The organism is Mycobacteroides sp. CBMA 271 (genome assembly GCF_009729205.1).
In the GTDB taxonomy this organism is placed as follows: Bacteria; Actinomycetota; Actinomycetes; order Mycobacteriales; family Mycobacteriaceae; genus Mycobacterium.
In genome coordinates this window covers 1-15,402 of record NZ_VTHB01000011.1, presented here as the reverse complement: position 1 = coordinate 15,402, position 15,402 = coordinate 1, and the positions used below count along the sequence as shown (strand labels likewise).

General features: G+C 63.8%; 15 protein-coding genes and 2 pseudogenes. 7 read left to right on the top strand and 10 right to left on the bottom strand.

The window, feature by feature from the left end; all coding sequences use genetic code 11:
* On the bottom strand, positions 1-868 hold an 868-nt coding region (locus FZI91_RS23510; protein WP_155941530.1), incomplete at its 3' end, for a 13E12 repeat family protein.
* A 136-nt stretch (positions 869-1,004) separates the two neighbouring features.
* Between FZI91_RS23510 and FZI91_RS23505 the strand changes: the two genes are divergently transcribed.
* Both FZI91_RS23505 and arsC read left to right on the top strand, forming a co-directional pair.
* Positions 1,005-2,315 carry an ATP-binding protein gene (locus FZI91_RS23505; RefSeq protein WP_155941529.1) on the top strand — a complete coding sequence of 437 codons (1,311 nt, stop codon included), beginning with the start codon at positions 1,005-1,007 and terminating at the stop codon, positions 2,313-2,315.
* Between the two features lie 9 nt (positions 2,316-2,324).
* Positions 2,325-2,666 (top strand): arsenate reductase (glutaredoxin), encoded by a 342-nt coding sequence (gene arsC, locus FZI91_RS23500; RefSeq protein ID WP_162526015.1) that lies wholly within the window; start codon positions 2,325-2,327, stop codon positions 2,664-2,666.
* On the opposite strand, the gene FZI91_RS23495 is transcribed toward arsC, so the two are convergent.
* Positions 2,608-3,645 carry an FUSC family protein gene (locus FZI91_RS23495; RefSeq protein ID WP_155941528.1) on the bottom strand — a complete coding sequence of 346 codons (1,038 nt, stop codon included), beginning with the start codon at positions 3,643-3,645 and terminating at the stop codon, positions 2,608-2,610. The genes arsC and FZI91_RS23495 overlap by 59 nt on opposite strands.
* Positions 3,646-3,760: 115 nt before the next feature.
* Here FZI91_RS23495 and FZI91_RS23490 point away from each other — a divergent pair, with 115 nt between their 5' ends.
* Both FZI91_RS23490 and FZI91_RS23485 read left to right on the top strand, forming a co-directional pair.
* Positions 3,761-4,648, top strand: a complete 888-nt coding sequence (locus FZI91_RS23490) for a LysR family transcriptional regulator (RefSeq protein WP_155941527.1) — start codon at positions 3,761-3,763, stop codon at positions 4,646-4,648.
* A gap of 159 nt (positions 4,649-4,807) precedes the next feature.
* The gene (locus tag FZI91_RS23485) at positions 4,808-5,992 is read left to right on the top strand and encodes an NAD-dependent formate dehydrogenase (protein WP_155941526.1); all 1,185 of its coding nucleotides are present in this window, start codon (positions 4,808-4,810) and stop codon (positions 5,990-5,992) included.
* Between the two features lie 15 nt (positions 5,993-6,007).
* Here the strand turns inward: FZI91_RS23485 and FZI91_RS23480 are convergent, their stop codons facing one another.
* Positions 6,008-6,466, bottom strand: a complete 459-nt coding sequence (locus FZI91_RS23480) for a hypothetical protein (RefSeq protein ID WP_155941525.1) — start codon at positions 6,464-6,466, stop codon at positions 6,008-6,010.
* A gap of 174 nt (positions 6,467-6,640) precedes the next feature.
* Here FZI91_RS23480 and FZI91_RS23475 point away from each other — a divergent pair, with 174 nt between their 5' ends.
* From FZI91_RS23475 to FZI91_RS23465, 3 genes and pseudogenes are all read left to right on the top strand, one after another.
* On the top strand, positions 6,641-7,012 hold the full coding sequence (locus tag FZI91_RS23475) for a hypothetical protein (RefSeq protein WP_155941524.1): 372 nt from the start codon (positions 6,641-6,643) through the stop codon (positions 7,010-7,012).
* Between the two features lie 76 nt (positions 7,013-7,088).
* Positions 7,089-7,510 (top strand): annotated as a pseudogene (locus FZI91_RS23470) (DUF4345 family protein).
* A 10-nt stretch (positions 7,511-7,520) separates the two neighbouring features.
* Positions 7,521-8,813, top strand: coding sequence for an acetyl-CoA C-acyltransferase (locus FZI91_RS23465; RefSeq protein ID WP_155941523.1), 1,293 nt, complete (start codon positions 7,521-7,523; stop codon positions 8,811-8,813).
* Positions 8,814-8,893: 80 nt separating this feature from the next.
* On the opposite strand, the gene FZI91_RS23460 is transcribed toward FZI91_RS23465, so the two are convergent.
* From FZI91_RS23460 to FZI91_RS23430, 7 genes and pseudogenes are all read right to left on the bottom strand, one after another.
* Positions 8,894-9,691, bottom strand: a complete 798-nt coding sequence (locus tag FZI91_RS23460; protein WP_155941522.1) for an RsiV family protein — start codon at positions 9,689-9,691, stop codon at positions 8,894-8,896.
* A gap of 19 nt (positions 9,692-9,710) precedes the next feature.
* The gene (locus tag FZI91_RS23455; protein ID WP_155941521.1) at positions 9,711-10,376 is read right to left on the bottom strand and encodes a DUF3329 domain-containing protein; all 666 of its coding nucleotides are present in this window, start codon (positions 10,374-10,376) and stop codon (positions 9,711-9,713) included.
* A 46-nt stretch (positions 10,377-10,422) separates the two neighbouring features.
* Positions 10,423-11,673: an MlaD family protein gene (locus FZI91_RS23450; protein WP_155941520.1), complete on the bottom strand. Its 1,251-nt coding sequence runs from the start codon at positions 11,671-11,673 to the stop codon at positions 10,423-10,425.
* A complete protein-coding gene (locus FZI91_RS23445) occupies positions 11,670-12,974 on the bottom strand; it encodes an MlaD family protein (protein ID WP_155941519.1) in 1,305 nt (434 codons plus the stop codon). Before FZI91_RS23445 ends, FZI91_RS23450 begins: the two co-directional genes overlap by 4 nt.
* Positions 12,974-14,092, bottom strand: a complete 1,119-nt coding sequence (locus tag FZI91_RS23440; RefSeq protein WP_155941518.1) for an MCE family protein — start codon at positions 14,090-14,092, stop codon at positions 12,974-12,976. The genes FZI91_RS23445 and FZI91_RS23440 overlap by 1 nt, the downstream gene beginning before the upstream one ends.
* Positions 14,089-15,135: an MCE family protein gene (locus tag FZI91_RS23435; RefSeq protein WP_155941517.1), complete on the bottom strand. Its 1,047-nt coding sequence runs from the start codon at positions 15,133-15,135 to the stop codon at positions 14,089-14,091. The genes FZI91_RS23440 and FZI91_RS23435 overlap by 4 nt, the downstream gene beginning before the upstream one ends.
* Positions 15,128-15,402, bottom strand: a pseudogene (locus FZI91_RS23430) (mammalian cell entry protein); the annotation flags it as partial. The gene FZI91_RS23435 and the pseudogene FZI91_RS23430, both read right to left, overlap by 8 nt.

Here is a 15,402-nt window from a genome sequence, read left to right as displayed (position 1 = left end):
TAAGGGTCGTTGTTACGACGACGGCCACGGGGAGTCCGTGATGGGAACCCAACTCGCCCGAGGTGATGTTTGATCGCAGGGTGGCGCGCAGGGCGTCGTGGTTGCGTTGCGCGCCGGTGCGGGTGTCGCGTTCTGCGGCCTCGGGTGTGGGTTCCCCGTCCACGGTGGGTGTTTGGTCGTTCGGGTTGCACATGCCGGGTGCGGCGAGCTTGGCGAACACGGCATCCAGATAGGCGCGGGTTTCCGGATCCAACAAACCCGAGATCGGTGACATACCGTCGAAACCCTGCTGCCCGATCGTCAACCCGCGGCGCCGGGCCCGGTCGATATCGGAGAATTCGCCGTCGGGGTTCAGTAGCGCCATCATGCGTTCGGCGCCGGTACGCAACTGCTCGGGCCGAAACTGGGCCGCCATCGTGGCGAGTTGGTGTTCAGCGCGTGCACGGGTCGGCGCATCCACTACCGCGGGCAGTCGGTCAAAGAACTGCCGAATGATCCGCACATGCTCCTCGCCGACCTCGCCGCGCCCGAATGCGTCCGCCACGTTCGGTAGTTGTGGTGCCAACGCTTCTCCGGTCAACGCGCGGCGTGGGGCCAACTGCTCGGCATCGGAGATCCTTCGCCGCGCGGCGCCCTTACTTATATGCAGCCGCCGTGACAACACATCCTGGAACGAGGTCCCACCCAACTCGACCGGGGAAGCTTGCGTTGTCACCTTCGGGATTAACCCCAGCCCGCTGGCCGACAGACGTCGCTGCACCACCTCCAACCGGGCCAGAACCGTCAACGCCTCAGCGGCAGTGAGCCCCTCGATCGACTCAGCGCAGAAGGCATCGACGGCCGCCTCCAACACTTCAATCGAACGCATGTGCGAATCGTAACCGCGCCCACCGACAAGTAACCGAGCCTTGAAACGCAAGTGACAAAAGAGATTTCTGAAGTCATGCGTGCTGCGTATTAATTCCCTTGCGCACCGAGAGCGCCCCTGTGCATTCTGTCCCGTTATGTTTTCACCGGCTGTCGAGCTACGAGAAGTGCTCGCCGGGGAGCAGAGCGACGTGCGTCGCGCTCTGGAGCTCCTCGGCCAGATTCTCGTGGGCGCAGCCAGTCCGCAGAACACGGCGGACGCGTTTCTCGCTAAGCATTTCGGCACTCCTGCAGTGGAGCTGGTCAAAGAAACTCGCAATCTTTCTGCCGTCGAACACACCACGGTGGGTCTCGTGCTGGGGGATCTGATCGCTGAGTACGGGCCAATCCTCGGACCCGATCAGTGGGACGACCCGCCTCGCTGGGGATCCGTCGATGTTGGCGACGAAACGCTGTCACCTCCGGCGGATATGACGTTGTTCTTCGCGCCGGGCCGGTTCTGCCCATCTCCCATCGCGGTTCGGATCGTCGACCGCACCACCTGCGGGGGTTCTTCCGAGCTGATGGTCTTTGTGCGCCCCGAGGATCGCGCTTATGCGAACTCGACGCTTCGTGCGATCAGCGACCGGGCGCGCGGTGAGCGGAATCTGTTCCGTGGCCGCGTGCTCAACGTGTCCTGCGTGAACGGCATGACTGTCGAGCTGCGCGAATCACCCAAGGATGACCGATCGAATGTCATTGTTTCGCAGGAGATATGGGACGAGATCGATATTGGTATCGCATCGGTCACCAGTCAGCGAGACACCATGAAGAGGCTGGGCCTGGGGGTGCGTCGAGGGATTCTGCTCGTCGGCCCGCCCGGTGTGGGCAAGAGCGCCATATCCAAGGTCGTGGCGCGCGAGCTCGTCGGCGAGTTCACGGTGATGTTCGTGGACTCTCACGCGGGCGCGCGGGTGCTCTCCGATGTGTACAAGGAAGCCAACAGATTTGGGCCAGCCGTGGTGATCTTGGAAGATCTTGACCTGTACCTCGAGAACCGTCGCAGCTCCAGCGGGCAGCGGACCACTCTCGCCGAATTCTTGTCTGCCATGGATGCGCACGTCGACTCGCCCATTCTCACCATCGCATCGACCAACGAGGTGACAACTCTCGATGGTGCCGCAATCCGTTCCGCGCGTTTCGATTCCATCATCGAGATCGGCTACCCGACTCGTGTCGTGCTGGCCGAGATCATGGACACCTACCTCGCCGACATTCCCGGCGGGGGCAGCATCGACGCCGCGCGAGTCTGCAACGACCTGCCCCAGAACTCCACTGGTGCCGACGTTCGCGAGATAGTTCGACGCACGGTGCTCGCCAATGATGGCACCGTCAGCACCGAAGCACTGCGGGTCACGGTGTCAGGTGGCCGGTTCAAGCCTGAACTGCCGGTGGGCACTTACCTGTAGGTTGAAGCCGTGGACGCAACCATTTACCACAACCCCCGGTGCACGAAATCCCGCCAGGCGCTGACGCGGCTCGAGGAGGCGGGAGCAACTATCACCGTCGTGAAATACCTCGATGACGCGCTCACCAAGACCCAGCTGAAGACGCTGATTCGGGATGCGGGTTTGACCGTGCGGGAGGCGGTGCGCACCGGTGAGGCCGAATACAAGGAGCTGAGCCTCGCCGACGCGTCGGACGACGATTTGCTCGACGCCATGATCGCCCATCCGAAGTTGGTTCAGCGTCCGTTTGTCGTCACCGCGAAGGGCACTCGCATGGCGCGCCCAACCGAGATCGTCGACGAGATTCTCTAGATTTCCGCCTGCCGATCAGCACGGCGGCGGCCACCCCGGCCCCGACGCCAATGACCGTGTCTATGCCCCGATGCAGCATCAATCTGAACGGGTCTGTGGGATCTGCCAATTCGGTCATCAACATGACGAGTGGAGTAAAGAAGCCGACCGCCAGCGCATAGTGGCGTGTCATGAACAGTTCGGTGGGAAATAGCAGCGCGATCACCAATGCGCCGCTCAAGATCGGCGGAAGCCCCAGCGCCAGAAGCGCGCCGGTGAGCATGAGACCCGCCAAGGTTCCGGCGGTCCGGTGCCCAGCGCGCACCAACACCAGCGCGATGTCGCGATCCGACGGCCTATCACTGTCGATGGCGGCCAGCGGCACGGCTGCGGCGGCCATCGCCCAGTTGGCGTGATCGAAGCCCAGCAGCAGATCCGCACCGCCGGCCACCGAGACGGCCAATGCGTACCGCAGCGCATGCACCCACACATCGGGGGTGAGGCGCAGCGGATGCTTGTGTGGCGCTTGGTTGCTACCGGATGACCAGGTTAGGCCAATCAATACCGACAGCAGCGCGGTACCTACGCACAGTCCGATGGCGCTCAGCGGGGATACCAGCCCGGACGGGACGGTGGCGGTGGCCCCGGTCGCGAAGAGGAAGAAGAACGGCCCGGCAGGCCGCAGGCGCAACATGTCCGCCACGACCGACCCCGTAGCCGCGAACGCGACCTCGACCGTCACCAGCATCCAGGTGCTCGCGTGCAGCGTCGATAGCACTACACCGAGGGCAACCCCAGCTGAGAGCAGGAGGCCTGCCTGAAGCTGGTGCCGGGTGCGTCGACGGCCCGGTTCGAGGCGACCGTAGACCCCGGCGAAGGAACCAAAGACGATGTACACCAGCAGATCGGGCCGTCCGACGGCCAGCAGCATCGCCCCGGGTATTGCGAGGCCGCCCGCCACCCGGAAGGCATGGCGGTGGTCCTGACGGCCCACGGCCATTCTCCGATCGTCGGGCGATGATTCGCTCCAGTGTGTGAGCCACCGGCCACGCCTGTCCAAGACACATCGCCGCTGAACCGATAGGCGCTCCCGATCGCTCGTGGTAGAACGAGCCATGCAGTTCCGTCAGCTCGAATATTTCGTGGCGCTGGCGCGGGAACGACACTTTGCCCGGGCCGCATCGGCTTGCTACGTCTCCCAGCCCGCGCTGTCGGAGGCCATTCGCAAGCTCGAACACGAGTTGGGCGTCCCCCTGGTGCTGCGCGGGTCGAACTTTGAGGGCCTGACGCCGGAAGGCGAACGTCTGGTCCTCCGGGCCAGAAGGATTCTCGCCGACCGTGACGCGCTGGAGCATGAGGTGACGGCGCTGCGCAGCGGACTCACCGGCGAGCTGCGGCTGGGAGTTGTTCCCGGTGCGGCCACCCGGATCGCGCTTATCGCCGACAGGTTCTGCGCCGAGCACCCGTTGGTACGGGTGCGGATCGAATCCAGCCTGCGGTCCGCGGAGATCCTGGACCGCATCCGGCGGTTCGAATTGGATGCCGGTGTCGTCTACGACGACGGGCTGCGGACCGAAGGGCTCGACGTAACCCGCCTCTACGAGGAGCGCTACGTGCTGGTGGCGGGCGAAGGGCTGCTGCGCGATACCGCCGATCCAGTCGACTGGTCCGAGGCAATGGGTCTGCCGATGTGCTTGCTACACAAGGGAATGCGTGACCGTGATCGGATCGACGAGGCGGCCGTCGAGCGCGGGCTGACGGTGTCGCCGCGCCTGGAGGCTGACTCCGTCGCGACCCTGCTGGCACTTGTCGGCACGGGACGCTGGGCGACGATTGTTGCGCGGACCTGGTTCGCCACCGTCCCTCCACCGGCCGGCACCCGGATCGTGGAGCTGCAGGCCCCGACACTTGGGTCGCCAGTGGCCTTGGTGCGCAGTGCCGGTGAGCCTGCATCGCTGCTGGCACGCGCGTTGGCGGCAACGGTGCCGCTCGACCAGGCCTGATCGGGGCCGCTTATCGGCCGGTCGGAACTTCGTCTTGGACACCTCGCTACGCCGCGTTCGACACTGAGAGCGCGTCGATAGATGGCGCGTCGGATGGCTGAAAAGTCATCTGCATCAACAGGACTGGCGGCCCGCACGACCGCCGAACGAGGAGTGGTCATGGCGAAGATCTTGTGTGTGCTGTATCCGGACCCGGTGACGGGCTACCCGCCTGTGTATGCGCGGGATTCGATCCCGGCTGTCGGTGGTTACCCCGATGGGCAGACCCTGCCCACACCGACGGCGATCGACTTCACCCCGGGCGAGTTGCTGGGGTGTGTTTCCGGGGAACTTGGCTTACGCCGTTTCCTTGAGACGCAGGGGCATGAGCTGGTGGTCACGTCGGATAAAGATGGCCCCGACTCGGTTTTCGAGAAGGAGCTGCCCGACGCCGATGTTGTGATCTCACAGCCTTTCTGGCCCGCCTACCTCAGTGCGGAACGGATTGCCAAGGCGCCCAAGCTCAAACTGGCATTGACGGCAGGTATCGGCTCCGACCACGTCGACCTGGACGCGGCCATCAAGGCGGGTATCACCGTCGCCGAGGTCACCTATTGCAACAGCATTAGCGTCGCCGAGCATGCTGTGATGCAGATCCTCGCGCTGGTGCGCAATTATCTGCCGTCCCATCAGTGGGTGGTCGACGGAGGCTGGAATATCGCCGACAGTGTCGAGAGGGCTTATGACCTTGAGGGATTCGACGTCGGCGTCATCGCCGCCGGGCGCATCGGCCAGGCCGTGATGCGCCGCCTCAAGCCTTTCGATGTGCGGCTGCACTACTTTGACACCCGTCGGCTGCCCGTTGAGGTGGAGCAGGAGCTGGGCCTCACCTATCACCCGGATGTGCATTCGCTGGTCAGCGCGGTCGACATAGTAGACATTCACGCCCCGCTACACCCGCAGACCTACCATCTCTTCGACGCGAATCTGATCAACTCGATGCGCCGCGGTTCATACATCGTGAACACCGCCCGTGCCGAGATCACGGTCCGTGACGCGGTGGTCGATGCTCTGCGCAGCGGCCAGCTCGCCGGTTACGCCGGTGACGTCTGGTACCCGCAACCGCCGGCGCCCGGCCACCCTTGGCGTTCGATGCCACATGAGGCGATGACCCCGCATGTGTCTGGCACCACGTTGTCGGCACAAGCGCGGTATGCGGCCGGCACCCGGGAGATTCTGGAGGACTTCCTGGACCGACGACCGATCCGTGACGAGTACCTGATCGTCGAGGGCGGCCAGCTGGCTGGAACCGGTGCCAAGTCCTATACGGCGGACGGTTCGGCTAGCCCTGGTGCGGGTGCGTAGCGGGTTGTGACGGTTCTAGCGCGCCGGCGCGATAGCGCGTTGGCCGGCCGTGATCCCGACCGCGGTAATGCCGCCGCAGTACTTCCAGCCGCCGTTCTCCTTGCGGAACGCGATCTGATCGGCCTTGTATAGGTCGTACGCCTTCTCTGGGCCACGATCAACCCGCGCCAACGCAACGTCGGTGTGCACGGAAAAGTCTTTCAATGACAGCGGATTCAATGAGTCGGGGCGCTCATTGTCGCGGTCATAGACGGTGTTGATACTCGTCCAGCGCTGGTCCTCGCATGCCAGTGCGTTATAGACATTCACATTCTTGTCGGCGACCGCTTGTGCGGCCTCCTGATAGATACGGGTGAGTTCGGCTTCTGTCGATGGCTGGGGACTGCACGCGGAGATCGAAGCCAAGGTTCCGGCCACTCCGATAGCGAGCGCTGTTGCCGTGACGAGGACTTCGCGGAGCGTTGGCGCCTTCACTTCGGTGCATCCATCAAGTTCCCCGTGGCGTCATTCACGCAGGGAACGCTACTACCGATAGTTGCTGACGGCTACGCCTGGCTCGTGACGGCCTCGAGGGATTGGCGGGCATCTGGCGAGGTTTGGCACGCAACGGCGGTGTTCTGGGCGTTGTGTGCTGGCAGCATCGCGGACATGGCTATCGCAACAGCACTGCGCGCACTTGCCGTCGGACGCATTGTCTCCGGCGTTGCGGCGCTCGCGGCACCCAACACCCTCGCGAAGATTCTTGGCGTCGAGCCAACACCCGCGCTGGCGTACATGACCCGGATCTTCGGTGTCCGGGCGATCGCTCTGGGCCTCGGATACCTCACTTCGGCGGAGTCCGAGCGATTTCGGTGGCAGCGGCTCGCGCTGATGGTCGACATCACTGACACCTTGCACGGTGCGGCACACCTCATGAAGCGCGACCTGCCGCAGCGGGCATCGGTTCCGTTAGTTGCGCTTACGGGCGGCTTTATGAGCATGGGTGCCACCAAGCTGGCCAAGGATCTGACGGCGGCATGACGTTTGGCATGCATTCGTCGGGATCTGGCACCGATTGGCAGTGTCAGCATCGCGTCGCGCTGGCAGCATCGTCGTCATGAGTCACAACGCGACACTGCGCAAAGCGGCGGCCGGGCTGTATGCGGGAATCGGCATCTTCGCCCTCGTGAAACCCGCACTGGTGCCACAGATGTTCGGTGGTGGCGCACCAACCAGTGAGTCCCGCACCGAGATCCGTGCGGTGTATGGAGGAATCCCGTTGGCCTTCGCGGTGGCCCTGGCGCGGGCCGGTGGCGACGATCCGCGGTCCGCGGGTCTACGCGCCGCGGTTCGGTACGCCAGCTACGGCATGGGGTTGACGCGGCTCCTGTCCGGAGGCTTCGAGCGGCGGGTACGGCCTTGGCCCACGGGGTTCTTTGCGGCGCTGGAGCTGGGCGCCGGTGCGGCGCTCACTGAGGTGTCGCCGCGTCGATTTACGAAAGCGGAACCCGCGTAAACAGGCAACTGACTCGCGAGTAGGCTCGCCGCCATGACCGCTCCTGCCAAGCGTCGCGCCGTCATTGTTGCGGGCGCACGCACCCCGTTCGTTCGTGCCTTCGGCGACTTCACCCGCATCGACACCATCGGGCTGGCCGACGAGGCAGTGCGCGGCCTACTCGACAACACCAAGATCTCCTCCAGCGAGATCGAGGCCATTGTCTGGGGCGGGGTGATCCTGCCGGCCGGCGCACCGAACGTCGCCCGTGAGATCGCGCTGGATCTGAAACTCGGCCACGGCGTAGAGGGACACACCGTCACCCGCGCCTGCGCCTCCGGGCTGCAGGCCATCACCACGGCAGCCGCCGCCATCGAACGCGGCGAGTACGACGTCATGATCGCCGGCGGCTCGGACTCCACCTCGAACGCCGGAGTCAACCTGCCGCAGAAGCTGATTCACGCTGCCGCTCCGCTGGCGCTGGGAAAGCCCAAGCCAAAGGACTACCTTGACGCCGCGCTCAGCTTGGCGCCGTTCACTGGGCTGCTCCCGCGGCGTCCCAAGATCGAGGAGCGCACCACCGGCGAGGTGATGGGGGAGTCGGCCGACAAGATGGCCAAGATCCACGGCATCACCCGCGCGGCGCAGGACGAGTTCGCCGTCCGCTCGCACCATCGCGCCGCCGCCGCCATCAAGTCGGGACGCTTCGATCGCGAGGTGGTGGCCGTCGGCACTCCCGACCATAAGACAGTTACCCGCGACGGCTTGGTCCGTGAGAACACCAGCGTGGAGAAGTTGGCCACCCTGAAGCCCGTCTTCAACCGCGACGGCACGGTGACTGCCGGTAACGCCAGCCCGCTTACTGACGGCGCTGCTGCGGTGCTGCTCATGAGCGAGGAGAAGGCGCGCGCGCTGGGGCTCGAACCGTTGGCGGCCTTCAAGTCATGGAGCTATGTCAGCGTGGATCCGGCCGATGAGGTGCTGATCGGTCCGGCGATCTCGATGCCCCGTGCGCTGGAGAAGGCGGGGTTGAGCCTCGCTGACGTCGACTACGTCGATATCCATGAAGCCTTTGCCGCGCAGACTCTTTCGGTGCTGGAGGCCCTCGGCTCCAAAAAGTGGGCCGCCGACCGGCTCGGTCGCTCCGAGGCCGTGGGCACACCCGACATCGACAAAGTCAACGTGCACGGCGGCTCGGTGTCGATCGGGCACCCGTTCGGCGCCACCGGCGCCCGGATGGTCACCACCATGGCCAACGAGCTGGCGATTACCGGCAAGAGCATTGCGCTGCTGGGTATTTGCGCGGCCGGCGGTCATGGCGCCAGCGCCGTGCTAGAACGCATCTAGTGACTCGTCGAGGCTGAAACCACGTAGGCGACCACTCGGCCTTTCGCTGCGAGGTTTCAGTTTCGACGTAAAGGGTGCCCCTAGCCGCCGTAACCCGGCTTCAGGATCGGCGCGATCGCGCCGATCGGGATATGCGCCTCGGCGGTGCCGCCGTCCATCGAGTACACCCGCTGGCCGGGGGAGTAATCGATCGGGTAGTCATGCGCCACAGGGTAATCCGGCATGTAGATGATCAGCTCGTCCGGTGTCAGCGCCCACGCCTTGTACGCGCCGGAATACACCTTGTCCGGTGTCCATCGGTCGGGAGTGAACGGATAGGTCTGCGGAGTGTGCCCCGGCGCCGACCTGTCCAGCGCCTCGATGATGAACGGTTCGGCAATTGGCGGGATGGCGTTCAGGTCGCCGCCCTTGAGAATGTCCTTGAGCATCAGCCGCCTACCACCGTCGTAGTTGAAGGTCCGGTACGCGTTGTTCACCTGCGGGCCGTTGGCGTGATAGTCCTCATGGAACACGATCGACGTGGTGCTGCCATGGTTGAACACCTGGAAGTTCTCTTCGCCATAGCTGTCCTGAATCATGTCAGCGCCCTTGGCTTTCCAGTTGTTGTACAGATTGCGCAGGTACTCGCGGACCTCAGGGTTGCTGTCCACAAACTCGGGAATGGCGACCTTGATATCGCGATCGGCCTTGCGCGGCGAGGACACCACGGTGCGGCAGTAGAGCCCGTCGAAATTACCGCCGAGCTCGCCGCAGAACGACTGCGCCGACGCCGAAGCCAGCGGTGCACTGCTGACCGCGATGCTGGTCGCCACCGCAGCGACGACCGCCCCGGCAACCCCTCGGGCTGCTCGCTCGGCGAAGAGCTTAGAAATCCGCATGCTTACCTTTCAGGGCGGTTTACAGGTACTCCAGCTTGCTCGCTAGCCAGCGGCCATCGATCTTTTCCATGGTGATTCTCATCCGGCTGCGGTCGATCCGTGGATCGGGCAGCTGGGTATTGGTAATGCTCTGATCCACCATCAGCAGCAGCACGACCTTATTCGGAGTCTTGGACACGATCGCCGAGTTCACGACCTTGCCGTGCGCGGCGGCCTTGTTATCGACCAATAGTTGACGCAGCTGCACGCTGGCCTTGGTGAACTCCTGTTTGAGCTCGCCGGTAGATCCATTGAGGATCTGCCGGAAGTTGTCGTCCATGCTGTTGGTGTCGATGCTGGTCAGGATCTCGGTATACGGGACGGCGACGGCCTGGGCCTGCTCGCCGGCTACGTCGACCTGGTGTACTCGCCAGACCTTCCAGCCGAAGATGCCCGACACGACCAGAGCACCCACCAGAACGGCTGCGATGGCACCGGCGACCGCATAGCGCACCCAGGTCGGCCGCTCGGAGGCGTCCTCTGAGTCGTCAAGGCCGGGGGCCTCCTCGGCTGTGGACTTGACCTCGCTGGCCTCCGACTCGTCGGTGGCTGTCTCGTCGGTCTCGTCAGCAGCGTCTACGGCCGTCGTTTCATCGGCGGTCTCCGCATCGGCGTCGTTCTTGGAATCGACGTCTTCTTTGGTCATAGCGACCACGGTAGTAGCTCCTTGAATCTGAATCGCAGGTCAGGCCTCAACGCGGGGGCTCGATCGGCAGTGTGGGTCCACCATATGGGGTTGGTACCTGGAAACGCCCCTTTGGCGTTGGGTCGGACTTCTTGCCCATATCGGCTCCGGCAGGTGGTCCGGCTGTGTCGTCCCCGGCTGGTCGTGGCGCGTTCTTGGCGCCGCGAATCAGGACCGCCGGATCTTGGTCCGCGCAGTAGTTCGAGTACAGGAATGGCTCGGGGTAGTCGGCGGCCGACAGCGGCATCCTCGGCGTCGGGTAGTCGCATACGTAGCGCGGATACAGATCGGCGGTGGCCCAGATACCGCCGTCGTGCATGATGCTCATCAATGCATCGAATACCGATCCGCGGTAGTTGGGGAACAGCGCGCTGAGTGCAGGAACGCGCAGGTAGAGCAGTCTTGATGCGGTAGCAAGATTTCCTAGCAGGGTAACCATGGTGTCCGAGTTGTCAGCGAACAGGTTGTCCACCGCGCCCAGTGTCTTCGGGGTCTGATCGACGAGCGTGCGGTAGCCGTTCTGCATCTTGTCGATGCCGCGCAGGGTGCGACCCAGCTCGTTCGCAGTGGCCGCGATGCCTGAGTTCTTGTCCGCGGCGAGGGTCAGCACCACGCGGCTGTCCCGCAGAAGGCTGGTGGTCTCCGGCAGTACCGAATCGAGGGTGTTAAGCAGGAAGGTACCGCCGTCGATAATCTCGGTGAGCTTGCGTGGGCCCTCCTTGCTCAGGCTCAGTTCTTTCTTGATGAGCTCAAGCTTCTTGGTGTCCACCTGGGCGAGGAGGCCGTCCGCGTCCGCAAGCAGTTTGGCCAGTGTGACGGGCACCTGGGCGCCCTCGGAAATGACACTGCCGTTCTGCAGGAACGGTCCCTTATCCGAGACGCCCTCGAAGTTGATGTACTGCTCGCCGGCTGGTGAGAGACCGGTGACGCGTACCTTCGCTGAAGTGGGGATCTTGTACTTCCCCTGGATCTCGGCGATCGCGTTGACGCCCTGCTGGGTGATTTCCAGCGACTGCACCGTGCCGATCTTTACGCCGCGCAGTGCCACATCCTGGTTGGGCAGCAGACCGCCCGACTCCGGAAGCTGCACCATGACCTGGTAGGAACCCGCAAACGGGTTAACCCGCAATGCGCCCACCGTGAGATACCCGATGGCGACCAGCAGCACGCTTCCCAGCGCGATACCGGAAAGCAACATCCGCTTGCGATGCGCAGCTCGGACGCTGCCGACGAGTCCGTTGGCAATGGCATTGATCATTGGCCCATCCCCTCCGGACCGGGTGCGGGGGCTGACGCAGGATCGGCCTGGCCGGCGGGTGGCGGTGCCGGAACACCTGGGGGCGACGGAGCCGGTACTGGCGGGCCCGGTGGAACGCGTTCGATGACGCCGGGTTCGGTCGGGCTGGGCCGCACCGGGACGTCGTCGCCGTACACACCCTTACCCACGACACGTTCCTGCAGGCGCCAGAGCGTGTACTTGAAGGAGCCGACCAGCTGTGCCCAGTTGTAACGCTTGGGTCCATGCGAGCCGACGTCGCCCTTGAACCCGGCATCCGGTATCGATCCCAGCACCAGTCGGTCGATGCTGACGCGCACCGAAATCGCATTGCTGGGCGTGGACTTGATGAGGGTGGTGATCTGTCGGTTGAGGTTGTTGATGTCGATGGTCGGGTCCTGTGCGACATCGTTCCACGCCTTGGCCACCGTGTTCGCGTCCTTGATGATGCTGTGCCCGCTGGTGTCGGTACCGGCGATCGACGGGAATTTCTGCAGCTGCTTGGTGGTGGCGCCAACCTGGAGAATCAACTGGGAGAGCTGTGCCGTGTTGGCGGCGAGTGCCTCGGTGGCCGGATCGGCCTCCTTGACGATGTCGGTGAGTGTCTGGTTCTTCGCGTCGAGCTGATCGGCCAGCTTTGAGGTCTGGGTGAGCGCATCCGAGATCTGCGTAGACCGCGAATTCAAGGTCCCGAGAAGACGATTCGAGTCCTTGATCAGGTCGCCAAACGCCTGGCCCTGATCGCCGGTTGCCTTGCCGAAACCATTGATGACGTTGGTGAGGTTGCGCACCGCACCGCCGTTGGCGACGAGCGCGGCTGAGCTGAGCACCGACTCCACTGTCGCGGCGGCCATCGTCGAGTCGAGGCCGATGGTGTCGCCGTTCCGCAGGATCGGCGCGTCCGACCCCGCACCCGCTGGCGGGCGGATCGAGACGAAGACGTCTCCGAGCGGGGTCGCGGAACGCAGCTCGGCGGTGCTGCCCTTGGGCAGCCGGACACCGTCGAGAATGCGCAACGTGGTGATGGCGGTGTAGTTGCTCACCCGCATGTCGTCAACCTGGCCGACGTCCGCACCGGCCAGCTTCACCTTGGCGTTGTTGGGGAGGTTCAGAATGTTCGAGAACAGCGCCGTCAGGTGGTAGCCACCCGAGCCGACGCCGGGAGCCGGCAGCGGAAGGTCGCCCAGACCGTTGGTCGAGCATCCCGACAGCACCGTGGCGGCCACCAAGGTCGCCGATGCCGTGCAAGTCAACCTCGCGATCTGTCGCTTGCGTGTCGCCATTACTTTTGCCCCATCGCTGCAAGCCCGTCGAGCACGTACGTCAGTCCGAAGTCGGGACCGTAATCTGCCAATGTTCCAGTGCTGCAACCCAGCTGGCGCAGGCCCATCATGTTGCAGATTTCCTTGCCGGTCTGGCTCTCGAACAGCAGCTTGTCGGTGAGGAACCGTGCGCGCAACGAGCCATTGTCCTGGTCGACGATGTTGTACAGGTTTTCCACCGCCAGCGGCGCGACGTCGAGGGTCTCGGAGAGTTCACGTTGATTGTCCGAGACCGTCTTCAGTGCGGTATTGCCGTTGAGTATCGATGCCTTGATGTGGTCGCGGTTGGCCTCGAGGATATCGCCGGTCTGCTTGACCAGGTCGTTGAGTTTGCGTCCGGTGTTGCCGGTGCCCAGTGCCTCGTCGTCGATGATTGAGCTGAGTTGATGAATGGTGCCGGCAAACTCGCGCAGCTTGCCGTCGTTGGTCGCTGCAGCGTCGAACAGCGAGCTGACGTTCTTGATGATGGTGGTCAGCTGCTCGCGAGTGGCCACGCCACCTTCCGAGCTGAGCCGCAGCGCTTTCGACAGCTCGTCCAGACCGGACTTGATCTTGTCGCCGTTACCGTTGGCGACCCCCGCGGCCGCGTTGATGATGTCGCCCACCGGTCCCTGGCCGTTGCCGTCGCCCTTGAGTGACACCGAGAGCTTGTCCAGCATGCCCAGCACCCGGTCGAACTCGACGGGTGTCTTGGTGTGGTCAAGTCCGATGGTGTCGCCGTCCTTGAGCGTGGGTCCACCGCGATACGGCGGAGACAGCTCCACCTGGCGGTCGGTCAGGATCGACGTCGAGAGAGTGACAGCCTGCACGTCCTGAGGAACCTTCACGTCCTTGTCGACGGTGAACTGCACCTCGACGTACCCGGACTTCGGGGTGATCTTGGTGATTGTGCCGACCGGCATGCCTAGCACCGCAACCACATTGGACTCGTAGAGCCCGGACGCATTATCGAACTGTGCGGTCAACGTGATGTGATCGAACTTCGATTTCACAAAGTACGCGCCCGCGCCGACGGCGGCGGCGACCGCCAATGCGACCGCCGCGATGACCGCGACAGCCCGGCCCCTCCCGCTACTCATTTGCAGTCCTTGAAGTACTGGATCATGCCGAATTGCTTGGCGCGACCGCTGATTGCGCACATCCAGGAGTCCACGACCAGACCGTTGGGTGCGTTGAACTCGATGGCGTTTCCGGTGCCGGTGGCATTGGTGACACCGCGCAGTGCCACCGGTGCGATCTGCAGGATATTGCGCAGCAGGTCGTCATGTTGGCCGAGCATGTCGGTGAGCTGATGCAGCGTCTTGAGCATGTCGTCGAGCTGCGGCCGGTTCTTGATGATGATCTTGCTGAGCTGCTGGACCAGGTTGGTCAGCGATTGCATCATGGCGTGGAAGGTGCCACGGCGCACCACGAATTCGCCGATCAGGCTCTGGCCCTGGGTGATCAGGGTTCCGACGCCCTGCTGCTGACGATGCAGTGTGTTGGTGACTTTCTCGGTGCTCTTGAGCAGGGTGCCGAGTTGGTCGCGGCGATCGGCGATGATCGAGGACAACGTCTGAATGTTCTGCATGGCCTGCGGAACAACTTCGGGCAGTCCGTCGAGCTGCTTGCCCAGAATGCTCAGCGACTTGGCGACGTCGTCGAAGTTGACCTGGTCGAAGGTGTTGGTGATGTCCTTCAAGGTGGCCTGCAGGTCGTAGGGGACCTCCGTGTGCGCCAGGTCAATCGTCTTGTTGGGCAACGAGCCCGGGCCCTCGGGGCGCAGGTCCAGGAATCGGGAGCCCAGGATGGTGGTGACCCGGATCGAGGCCTTGGTGTCCTTGCCCAGCTTCACGTCGTCGCTGACCGAGAGCTTGGCCTCGACGTGATCGCCGACCAGCTTCATGCTCGTCACAGTGCCCAACGGGATGCCGGCCACAGTGATGGGCTGACCGGCGCGCAGCGAGGCTGCCTGCGCAAATTCGGCGGTGTAGGTGGTGTAGCCGAAGCCGATGGCCTTGACGAGCAGCATCCCGCCCACCAAGGACCCAATCACCGCAATCGCGATGAAACCCAGCCAGGTCTTGTTGTATGTCTCGACCGGACGGTTCTTGATTTTCTGCCACCTAGATTGATCAGCCATCGGCCATATTCCTGCATCGTGGGGTGTGCTGCGTGACGTTGCCGGGAGTAGCGGCGTTGACGATGATCGGCACCACGTCGTTGAGACCCGGCATGAAGCCGCTGATGTTCAAGTCGCAGATGTAAGCGTTGCCGTAGGCACCGTCGCCGGTGAGGCGGGCCAGGCCCTTGAGCAGCAGCGGCAGGTTTCCCGCCAGGAAAGCGATTTTGGGCTCGCTCTGAACCATGTGCTTGGCGAACCCGGGCTGGCGAGTGATGAGCTCTTCGA

What these genes read in the sequence shown, in the direction of transcription:
- FZI91_RS23505 (WP_155941529.1), top strand. Translation starts at nt 1,005, where the DNA reads ATGTTTTCACCGGCTGTCGAGCTACGAGAAGTGCTCGCCGGGGAGCAG.
- FZI91_RS23495 (WP_155941528.1), bottom strand. Translation starts at nt 3,645, where the DNA reads ATGGCCGTGGGCCGTCAGGACCACCGCCATGCCTTCCGGGTGGCGGGC.
- FZI91_RS23490 (WP_155941527.1), top strand. Translation starts at nt 3,761, where the DNA reads ATGCAGTTCCGTCAGCTCGAATATTTCGTGGCGCTGGCGCGGGAACGA.
- FZI91_RS23485 (WP_155941526.1), top strand. Translation starts at nt 4,808, where the DNA reads ATGGCGAAGATCTTGTGTGTGCTGTATCCGGACCCGGTGACGGGCTAC.
- FZI91_RS23475 (WP_155941524.1), top strand. Translation starts at nt 6,641, where the DNA reads ATGGCTATCGCAACAGCACTGCGCGCACTTGCCGTCGGACGCATTGTC.
- FZI91_RS23465 (WP_155941523.1), top strand. Translation starts at nt 7,521, where the DNA reads ATGACCGCTCCTGCCAAGCGTCGCGCCGTCATTGTTGCGGGCGCACGC.
- FZI91_RS23460 (WP_155941522.1), bottom strand. Translation starts at nt 9,691, where the DNA reads ATGCGGATTTCTAAGCTCTTCGCCGAGCGAGCAGCCCGAGGGGTTGCC.
- FZI91_RS23455 (WP_155941521.1), bottom strand. Translation starts at nt 10,376, where the DNA reads ATGACCAAAGAAGACGTCGATTCCAAGAACGACGCCGATGCGGAGACC.
- FZI91_RS23450 (WP_155941520.1), bottom strand. Translation starts at nt 11,673, where the DNA reads ATGATCAATGCCATTGCCAACGGACTCGTCGGCAGCGTCCGAGCTGCG.
- FZI91_RS23445 (WP_155941519.1), bottom strand. Translation starts at nt 12,974, where the DNA reads ATGGCGACACGCAAGCGACAGATCGCGAGGTTGACTTGCACGGCATCG.
- FZI91_RS23440 (WP_155941518.1), bottom strand. Translation starts at nt 14,092, where the DNA reads ATGAGTAGCGGGAGGGGCCGGGCTGTCGCGGTCATCGCGGCGGTCGCA.
- FZI91_RS23435 (WP_155941517.1), bottom strand. Translation starts at nt 15,135, where the DNA reads ATGGCTGATCAATCTAGGTGGCAGAAAATCAAGAACCGTCCGGTCGAG.